Raw genomic sequence first — 8,266 nt, 5'->3', positions numbered from 1 at the left:
TACCGCGCGCTGGAAGCACGTTCCAACCAGCTGGCCCATGCGCTGCGGGCGCAAGGCCTGCAGCGTGGCGACCGGGTGGCCATCGTCTCGCCCAACCGGCCCGAGATCGTGGAAATGGAATGCGCCTTCTACAAGCTGGGGCTGGTGAAGGTGGCGCTGAACGCGCGCCTGGCGCCGGCCGAGCTGGCCGATGCGCTGGCCAATGCCGAGCCGGCGGCCTGCATCGCCGGGCCACAGCACCGCACGATGGTGCAGGCCGCGGCCGAGGCCGTGCCCGGCCTGCGGCGCTTCGTCGCGCTGGACGGCGGCGCCCAAGCCGACGGCTGGGCCGACTATGAAGCGCTGCTGGCCGCCCAGCCCGCCACCCCGCTGCGCGAGGAGATGCGGCCTGAAGAACTGGCCGTGCTGCACTACACCTCCGGCTCCACCGGCAAGCTCAAGGCCGCGATGCAGACGGTGGGCAACCGCTTCACCTCGCTGCGCAAGGTGGTGATGGGCCGCATGCAGGCCGGCCCCGGCGACGTGCTGATGCTGTGCGGCCCCATCACCCATGCCAGCGGCATGTTCATCCAGCCGATGCTGTTCCAGGGCGCCACGGTGCTGCTGATGGACCGCTTCCAGCCGGCCGAGATCCTGCGCGCTATCGAGCAGCAGCGGGTGACCATGGCCTTCTTCGTGCCGGCCATGATCCATGCCCTGCTGGCCGAGCCCACGCTGCGCGAGCGTGACCTCTCCAGCCTGCGGCTGCTGAGCTATGGCGCCGCGCCGATGTCGCCGGCCCGCATCCGCGAGGCCTGGGCTGCCTTCGGGCCGGTGCTGGCGCAAGGCTACGGCGCGGCCGAGACCACGGGCGGCGTGGTGGGCCTGTCCATCGCCGACCATGCACGCGCCATCAGCGGCGAGCGGCCCGAGCTGTTGTATGCCTGCGGCCGCGCGCTGGGCGAATCGGACGTGCAGGTGCTGGACGAGGCCGGCCAGCCGGTGCAGGGCGATGCGATCGGCGAGATCTGCGTGCGCGGGCCCGACGTGTTCGCCGGCTACTGGCGCGCGCCGGCATTGACGCAGGAGGTGCTGGGCGAGGACGGCTGGCTGCGCACCGGCGACCTGGCCCGGGTGGACGAGGAGGGCTACATCCACATCGTCGACCGCAAGAAGGAGATGCTGGTGTCGGGCGGCTTCAACGTGTACCCGCGCGAGGTGGAATCGGTGCTGGCCCAGCACCCGGCGGTGTACGAAGCCTGCGTGATCGGCGTGCCCGATGCGCATTGGGGCGAGGCGGTGAAGGCGGTGGTGGTGCTGCGCGACGGGCAAAGCGCCGATGCGCAGGCGCTGATGGACTTCTGCGAAGGCCGGCTGGCCGGCTTCAAGCGACCGCGCAGCATCGACTTCGTGACCGCGCTGCCGCGCAACAGCAACGGCAAGCTCTCGCGCAAGGACGTGCGAGAGCCGTACTGGCAGGGCCAGCAACGCCGCGTGAACTGACCGGGGGCCGCATGACCATCACCCACCACGCCTTCTTCGAGGGCAGCCCGGCCGCTGCCGATTTCATCGCCCGCGTGCAGGCCTTCATCCATACCGAGCTGGACCCGTTGGCGCACGAACACCACCTGAGCCATGAGCAGGGCGCGCCGCGCGCACTGCTGCAGCAGGTGTGGCGGCTGTCGCACGAGCGCGGCTTCTACGGCATGACGCTGCCGGCCAGCCTGGGCGGCGCCGGCTTCGGCCTGCACGACCATGCGCTGATCAAGGAGGCCATCTACGCCACCGGCTCGCCCTTTGCGCCGCATGTGCTGGGCGAGCTGTCGGGCCCGCCGCGGCTGGGCGCGCTGGTGCGCAGCGCCACGCCCGAGCAGATGCAGCGCCTGGTGCTGCCGGTGGCGCGGGCCGAAAAAGCCATCTGCTTTGCCATCACCGAGCCCGAGGCCGGCTCGGACGCCGGCGCGGTGCAGACGCGGGCCGAGCCCGATGGCGACGGCTTCGTGCTCAACGGCACCAAGCGCTTCATCTCGGGCGCGCCGTTCTGCGACATGGCCATCGTCATCGCCGCCACCGGCACCGACCCCGCGCGGCGCGAGACCACGGCCTTTCTGGTGGAGCGCGACCGCCCGGGCTTCCGGGTCGAGGCGGGCTACAAGACGCTGGCCGGCCAATCGCACACCGGCAACATCGTGCTGCAGGACTGCCGCATCCCGGCCGCCAACCAGCTGGGCGAGCGCGGGCGCGGCCTGGCGCTGGCACTGGGCCGCATCACCGTCAACCGGCTGCTGCATTGCCCGGCGATGCTGGGGCTGGCCAGCCTGGCCTTGAAGGATGCGCGCGACCATGCGCTGCAGCGCCGGCAGTTCGGCCAGCCGATTGCCCAGTTCCAGGCGGTGCAGCACCTGCTGGCCGACATGGCCACCGACCTGGCCGCCGCGCGTGCGCTGATGCTGAGCGTGGCCCGCCGGCTGCAGCACGATGCCGATGCGCGGGCCGAGGCTTCGATGGCCAAGCTCTTCTGCTCGGAAGCCGCCTTCCGCATCGCCGACCGCGCGGTGCAGGTGCTGGGCGGCGAAGGCATCGTGCAGGGCAGCCGGGTGGAGTTTTTGTTCCGCCTGCTGCGCATGTACCGGGTGCTCACCGGCACCAGCGAGATCCAGCGCAACACCATCGCCCGCGAACTGCTGGACGAACATAAGGAGACAAGACCATGAAGACGATGCGAACCCTGGCCACCGTGGCCGCCCTGCTGGCCGGCGTGGTGGGCACCGGCGCCAGCGCGCAGGAGCGCTACCCCACCAGGCCCATCCGCTGGATCGTGCCCTACCTGGCCGGCACCTCGCCCGACAACACGGTGCGCGTGGTGGCCGAGGCGATGGGCGCACTGCTCAAGCAGAACATCGTGGTGGAGAACAAGCCGGGCGCCGCCGGCAACCTGGGCGCGCAGGCCGCCGCACGGGCCGCGCCCGATGGCTACACCTGGGTGTATTCCGGCTCGCCGATGACCACCAGCATGCGCATGTACAAGAAGCCGGGCTTCGACGTGATGAAGGACTTCGTGCACGTCGGGCGCATCGGCACCTCCGACCTCACGCTGGTGACGCCGGCCGGCAGCGGCCTGGCCACGGTGCAGCAGCTGGTGGCGCGGGGCCGCCAGCAGCCCGGCCAGCTGATGTATGCCAGCGGCGGCATCGGCTCGCCCGCGCACCTGGGTGCGGCGCTGATGCTCAAGGCCGCCGGCATCACGGCCACGCACATTCCGTACAAGGGCGCCACCGAATCCACCAATGCGGTGATCGCGCGCCAGGTGGACTTCACGCTGGCCATCACCTCGGTGGCGCTGCCGCACATCCAGAGCCAGCGGCTGCAGCCGGTGGCCGTCACCTCATCGCAGCGCCATCCGCGCCTGCCCGAGGTGCCCACGCTGGCCGAAGCCGGGCTGCCGGTCACGCTCACCTCCATCGGCGGCCTGTCGGTGCCGGCCGGCACGCCGCAGCCCATCGTCGAGCTGCTGGGCAAGACGCTGCGCACCGCGCTGGCGCAGCCCGAGACACGCGCGCGCATCGAGGCGCTGGGCGGCGCCGTGGCCCCCAGCACCGAAGCCCAGTACACCGAAGCCCTGCGCGAAGAGCTGGGCCATGCCGAGCAGATGGTGGCCGCGGCCGGGCTGCAGCCGGAGTAACGCCATCCCGCAGGGCGGGCGGTCAATGCCCCACAGCCAGCGCCTTTGTTTATGATAATGGCTTCTCATTAGCAAGAGGCGCCATGAACACGACCCTGCCCGTCACTGTCCTGTCCGGCTTTCTGGGCGCTGGCAAGACCACGCTGCTCAACCATGTGCTGGCCAATCGCGAAGGCCTGCGCGTGGCGGTCATCGTCAACGACATGAGCGAGGTCAACATCGACGCCTCGCTGGTGGACCGCAGCGCCGGCAACGCGGGCGCCGCCTTGTCGCGCACCGAGGAGCGGCTGGTGGAGATGAGCAACGGCTGCATCTGCTGCACGCTGCGTGAAGACTTGCTGCTGGAGGTGCGCAAGCTGGCGGCCGAGGGCCGCTTCGACCACCTGCTGATCGAATCCACCGGCATCGGCGAGCCGATGCCGGTGGCCGCCACCTTCGACTTCACCGACGAACAGGGCCGCTCGCTCAACGACGTGGCCCACATCGACACCATGGTGACGGTGGTGGACGCCTACAACCTGCTGGCCGACTACAGCAGCACCGACCTACTGGCCCAGCGCGGCGAGACCACCGGACCGGAAGACACGCGCAGCCTGGCGGCACTGCTGGCCGAGCAGATCGAATTTGCCGACGTGGTGGTGGTCAACAAGATCGACAAGGTGGACGCCGGCCGTCGCGACGAGGTGGCCGCGGTGGTCAAGGCGCTGAACCCGGTGGCGCGCATCGTCTGGGCCGACCATGGCCGGGTGCCGCTGAAGGAGGTGCTGGGCACCGGCCTCTTCGACATGGAGCGCGCCAGCGAGATGCCCGGCTGGGCGCGCGAGCTGGAAGGCCAGCATGCACCCGAGACCCAGGCCTACGGCATCGAGAGCTTCGTGCTGCGCAGCCGCGCGCCGCTGCACCCGTGGCGCTTTTCCAGTTTCATGGAAATGCCGCTGCCCGGCCTGCTGCGGGCCAAGGGTTATGTGTGGCTGGCCAGCCGGCCCGACTGGGTGGTGAGCTATTCGCGCGCTGGCAACACCGCCACGCACGAGCCGGTGGGCCGCTGGTGGGCCGCCGCCCCCCGCAGCCGCTGGCCGGCGCCGGGCAGCGCCGAGCGGCAGGAGATCGACGCACGCTGGGTGGAGCCGCATGGCGACCGCCTGAACGAAGTGGTGTTCATCGGCCGCCGCATGGACCGCGCCGCCATCGAGCAGGCCTGGAAGGCCATGCACCTGAACCACACCGAGACGCGCAAGGGCCGTGACGGCTGGGCCACGTTGCCCGACCCGTTCCCGCAGTGGCAGGCCACCGCGGAAGCGGCCTGACGCTGGACTGGCCCGTCGCCGGAGTCTGCGGTCAGCGCGCTTCGACCCAGGGCCGCACGGCGTCGGCCGCCGCCTGACCCTGTTGCTGCAGCCAGCCGCGCAGGGCCTGCAGCGGCGGGTCGTCGCGCTCGGCCGCCAGGTGGTAGCCGGCGGCGGCCGGTACCACGGGGCCGAAGGGCTGCACCAGACGGCCGCTGCGCAGCTCGTCCTGCACCAGGACGGCCCGGCCCATCGCGATGCCCTGGCCGTCCAGCGCGGCCGACAGCGCCAGCTGCAAGAGGTTGAAGCCGCGGCCGGCGGCCAGGCCTTCGCACACCCGGCCACTGTGCTGCAGCCAGTGTTGCCACTCGGCATGCGGCGGGGCGCCGTCCCAGGGCTGCAGGTCGTGCAGCAGCCAGTCGCCGCGCAGCGGGCCCCCCTCGCGCAGCGACGGGTGCGCCGCCACGAAGGCGGGTGAAGCCACTGGCAGCAACCATTCGTCCATGAAGCGGTGGCTGTGCAGGCCCGGATGGCCCCCCAGGTCGTAGCGAATGGCGGCGTCCACGCCGTCGGCCTGCAGCCGCGCGCGATCGATGCGGTGGAATTCGGCCCGCAACGACACCGGGCCATGCAGGCCCGCCGGCCGGCCGTCGCCCAGCCGCCGCGCCAGCCAGCCCAGCGCCAGCGTGGGCGGGCAGCTGAGCACCAGCGCGCGCGGGGCATTGCTGCCTTGGCGCACCTGTTGCAGCGCGGTGTCCAGCCGCGACAGCGCCTCCTGCGCCACCGCGGCCAGCTGCTCGCCTTCGGGGGTGAGCGTGAGCTGGCGCGGCCCGCGCACGAACAGCGGCCGCTGCAGGTAGTCCTCCAGCGCCTTGACCTGCTGGCTCACCGCGCCCTGGGTCACGCACAGGTCCTGCGCGGCCAGCGTGAAGCTCAGCCGCCGGGCCGCCGCCTCGAAGCTGCGCAGCCAGCTCAGGTGCGAGGCGCTCAGCATGGCCGTGCCATCAGCCTGACTGATGGCCGCTGCAGCAAAGCTGGTTTGTGCCGCGGGTGGCCGCTGCCCAGAATGAAGTCCATGCCCTCCCGGGCCCGCCACCGCAAAAGACCTGCATGAACGCTGCCGCCACCTTCGCCCTTGCGCCCGCCCTGGCCCGTGTCGCGGCGCCCGCCGCCGCCCCGGATGGCGACGACGAAGCCCTGCTCGAGGCGGTGCGCCACCGCCGGCCAGTGTTGTTCGCGCAGCCGCAACGCGCAGCCGACGGCCTGCCCGGCACCGCCTGGGGCAGCGAGCCCCTTGGCCGCACCGACATGCAGACCGCGGCCGACCGCTTGCGGCGCTTCCAGCCGGTGTTGCAGGCCCTGTTCCCCGAACTGCAGGCCAGCGCCGGCCAGATCGAGTCGCCGCTGCTGCCGGTGCCGGCGATGCAGCGGGTGCTGGGTCTGGGCGCCGGGCAGGGCCAGCTGTTCGTCAAGGCCGATCACGGCCTGCCGGTGGCGGGCTCCATCAAGGCGCGCGGCGGCCTGCACGAGGTGCTGGAGTTCGCCGAGCGGCTGGCCCGGCAGCTGGGGCTGGTCACCGGCGAAGACCTCTCGCCGCTGGCCACGCCCGATGCGCGCCGCCAGTTCGGCGCCTACCAGGTGGCGGTGGGCTCCACCGGCAACCTGGGGCTGAGCATCGGCGTCATCGCCTCGGCGCTGGGTTTTCGGGCGGTGGTGCACATGTCGGCCGACGCCAAGGCCTGGAAGAAGCAGCGCCTGCGCTGGCGCGGGGTCACGGTGGTGGAGCATGAGGGCGACTATGCCGCAGCCGTGGCCGCCGGGCGGGCCGAGGCGGCGCGCGATCCGCGCTGCCACTTCGTGGACGACGAAGACTCGCTGTCGCTGTTCCTGGGCTACAGCGCCGCCGCCTTCCACCTGCGCGACCAGCTGGCCGCCGCCGGCCGCGTGGTGGACGCGGCGCATCCGCTGTTCGTCTACATCCCCTGCGGCGTCGGCGGTGCGCCGGGGGGCATCACTTTCGGTCTGGCGCATCTGTTCGGGCCGCATGTGCACTGCTTCTTCGCGGAGCCCACCGCCTCGCCGTGTTTCCTGCTGGCGCTGCAGAACCAGGCAGGGCAGGTGCCCAGCGTGTACGAGCATGGGCTGGACAACCGCACCGAGGCCGACGGCCTGGCGGTGCCGCGTGCTTCGCAGCGGGCGGTGCAGGTGGTGCGGCCGGCGCTGGGCGGCGTGTTCACCGTGGCCGACGAGACGCTGTTCGAGCACCTGGCGCGGGTGTGCCAGGCCGAGGGGCTGCGCATCGAGCCCTCGGCCGCCGCCGGTTTCGACGGACCGCAGCAGCTGCTGCACAGCGAGGCCGGCCGCCGCTACCTGCAGCGCCACCAGCTGGCCGCGCGCCTGCCGCAGGCCACCCACATCGTGTGGACCACCGGCGGCCTGTTCGTGCCTGAGGAAGAGTACGAGCGCTTCCTGGCCCGCGGCCTGCGCCGTGCGCCGGACCGGGCAACCCTGGCGCCGTGACCCGCGGGGCCGGTTGAGCGCCTGAGGCGGCTCAACCCGGCACACGCGCGGGCAGCACCTGCACCAGCTCGTCCACCGCCTGCCGCAGGCGCAGCGGCATCGGCGCATCGGCCGCCCACACCGCGTGGGCTTCCATCGGGGCCGAGCGGTGCTGGCCCAGCAACGGCAGCAGTTGGCCGCCGGCCAGCTCGTCCTGCACCAGCCAGGCCGGCACCCAGGCCAGGCCCAGGCCGGCCACCGCCGCATCGACGATGGCCGACAGGTCGTCCAGCCGCAGGCGCCCGCGGGGCTGCAGCTCGATGAGGCGGCCGCCGGCCGCTTCGTACTGGATGGGCTGCAGATGTTCGCCACGCCGGTACACCAGGTGCTCATGCGCGGGCAGGTCTTCGATCTGCTGCGGCGTGCCGCAGCGCTGCAGGTAGCCGGGCGCGGCGCAGAGCAGCTTGCGCATGATCAGCAGGCGGCGGGCGCGCAGCATGCCGTCGGGCGGCAGGGGGCCGATGCGGATGGCCAGGTCGAAGCCGTCGGCGAACAGGTCCATCGAACGGTCGCTGAAGGCCAGCTCCAGCTCCAGCGCCGGGTGCCCGGCGGCCCAGGCCAACAGCACCGGCGCCACGCAGTGGCGGCCGAACAGCACCGGCAGGGTCACGCGCAGCCGGCCGGTGACTTCCGTGCGGCCCGACTCCAGCTGGGCGGCGGCGGCGCCCAGCGTGTCGAGCGCGCGCTGGCAGCTCTCGAAGTAGAGGCGGCCTTCTTCGGTCAGCGCGAGCGAGCGGGTGGAGCGGTGGAAGAGCCGCGT

7 protein-coding genes are annotated in these 8,266 nt (G+C 72.2%); 5 read left to right on the top strand and 2 right to left on the bottom strand.

Features of this window, described 5'->3' with window-relative positions; translation table 11 throughout:
• From ABNT58_RS15450 to ABNT58_RS15435, 4 genes are all read left to right on the top strand, one after another.
• On the top strand, window positions 1-1,482 hold a 1,482-nt coding region (locus ABNT58_RS15450; RefSeq protein ID WP_348754351.1), incomplete at its 5' end, for an AMP-binding protein.
• Between the two features lie 11 nt (window positions 1,483-1,493).
• Entirely contained in the window at window positions 1,494-2,693 is a 1,200-nt protein-coding gene (locus ABNT58_RS15445; RefSeq protein ID WP_348754350.1) for an acyl-CoA dehydrogenase family protein, read from the top strand.
• On the top strand, window positions 2,690-3,661 hold the full coding sequence (locus ABNT58_RS15440) for a tripartite tricarboxylate transporter substrate binding protein (RefSeq protein WP_348754349.1): 972 nt from the start codon (window positions 2,690-2,692) through the stop codon (window positions 3,659-3,661). The genes ABNT58_RS15445 and ABNT58_RS15440 overlap by 4 nt, the downstream gene beginning before the upstream one ends.
• Before the next feature lie 83 nt (window positions 3,662-3,744).
• The gene (locus tag ABNT58_RS15435) at window positions 3,745-4,968 is read left to right on the top strand and encodes a GTP-binding protein (RefSeq protein ID WP_348754348.1); all 1,224 of its coding nucleotides are present in this window, start codon (window positions 3,745-3,747) and stop codon (window positions 4,966-4,968) included.
• Between the two features lie 31 nt (window positions 4,969-4,999).
• On the opposite strand, the gene ABNT58_RS15430 is transcribed toward ABNT58_RS15435, so the two are convergent.
• A complete protein-coding gene (locus tag ABNT58_RS15430; protein ID WP_348754347.1) occupies window positions 5,000-5,941 on the bottom strand; it encodes a LysR family transcriptional regulator in 942 nt (313 codons plus the stop codon).
• Window positions 5,942-6,057: 116 nt separating this feature from the next.
• Here ABNT58_RS15430 and ABNT58_RS15425 point away from each other — a divergent pair, with 116 nt between their 5' ends.
• Window positions 6,058-7,467 carry a D-serine ammonia-lyase gene (locus ABNT58_RS15425; protein ID WP_348754346.1) on the top strand — a complete coding sequence of 470 codons (1,410 nt, stop codon included), beginning with the start codon at window positions 6,058-6,060 and terminating at the stop codon, window positions 7,465-7,467.
• A gap of 31 nt (window positions 7,468-7,498) precedes the next feature.
• Here the strand turns inward: ABNT58_RS15425 and ABNT58_RS15420 are convergent.
• The coding region (locus ABNT58_RS15420; RefSeq protein ID WP_348754345.1) for a LysR substrate-binding domain-containing protein at window positions 7,499-8,266 on the bottom strand (768 nt) is incomplete at its 5' end.

Origin of the sequence: uncultured Aquincola sp. (assembly GCF_964001545.1) — a bacterium.
Lineage (GTDB): Bacteria > Pseudomonadota > Gammaproteobacteria > Burkholderiales > Burkholderiaceae_C > Aquincola.
Note: the sequence above shows the minus strand (reverse complement) of the source record. Positions and strands in the feature narration are given on the sequence as shown.

Excerpts from the sequence above, each read along its gene's own strand:
- ABNT58_RS15445 (WP_348754350.1), top strand. The coding sequence starts at position 1,494 with ATGACCATCACCCACCACGCCTTCTTCGAGGGCAGCCCGGCCGCTGCC.
- ABNT58_RS15440 (WP_348754349.1), top strand. The coding sequence starts at position 2,690 with ATGAAGACGATGCGAACCCTGGCCACCGTGGCCGCCCTGCTGGCCGGC.
- ABNT58_RS15435 (WP_348754348.1), top strand. The coding sequence starts at position 3,745 with ATGAACACGACCCTGCCCGTCACTGTCCTGTCCGGCTTTCTGGGCGCT.
- ABNT58_RS15430 (WP_348754347.1), bottom strand. The coding sequence starts at position 5,941 with ATGCTGAGCGCCTCGCACCTGAGCTGGCTGCGCAGCTTCGAGGCGGCG.
- ABNT58_RS15425 (WP_348754346.1), top strand. The coding sequence starts at position 6,058 with ATGAACGCTGCCGCCACCTTCGCCCTTGCGCCCGCCCTGGCCCGTGTC.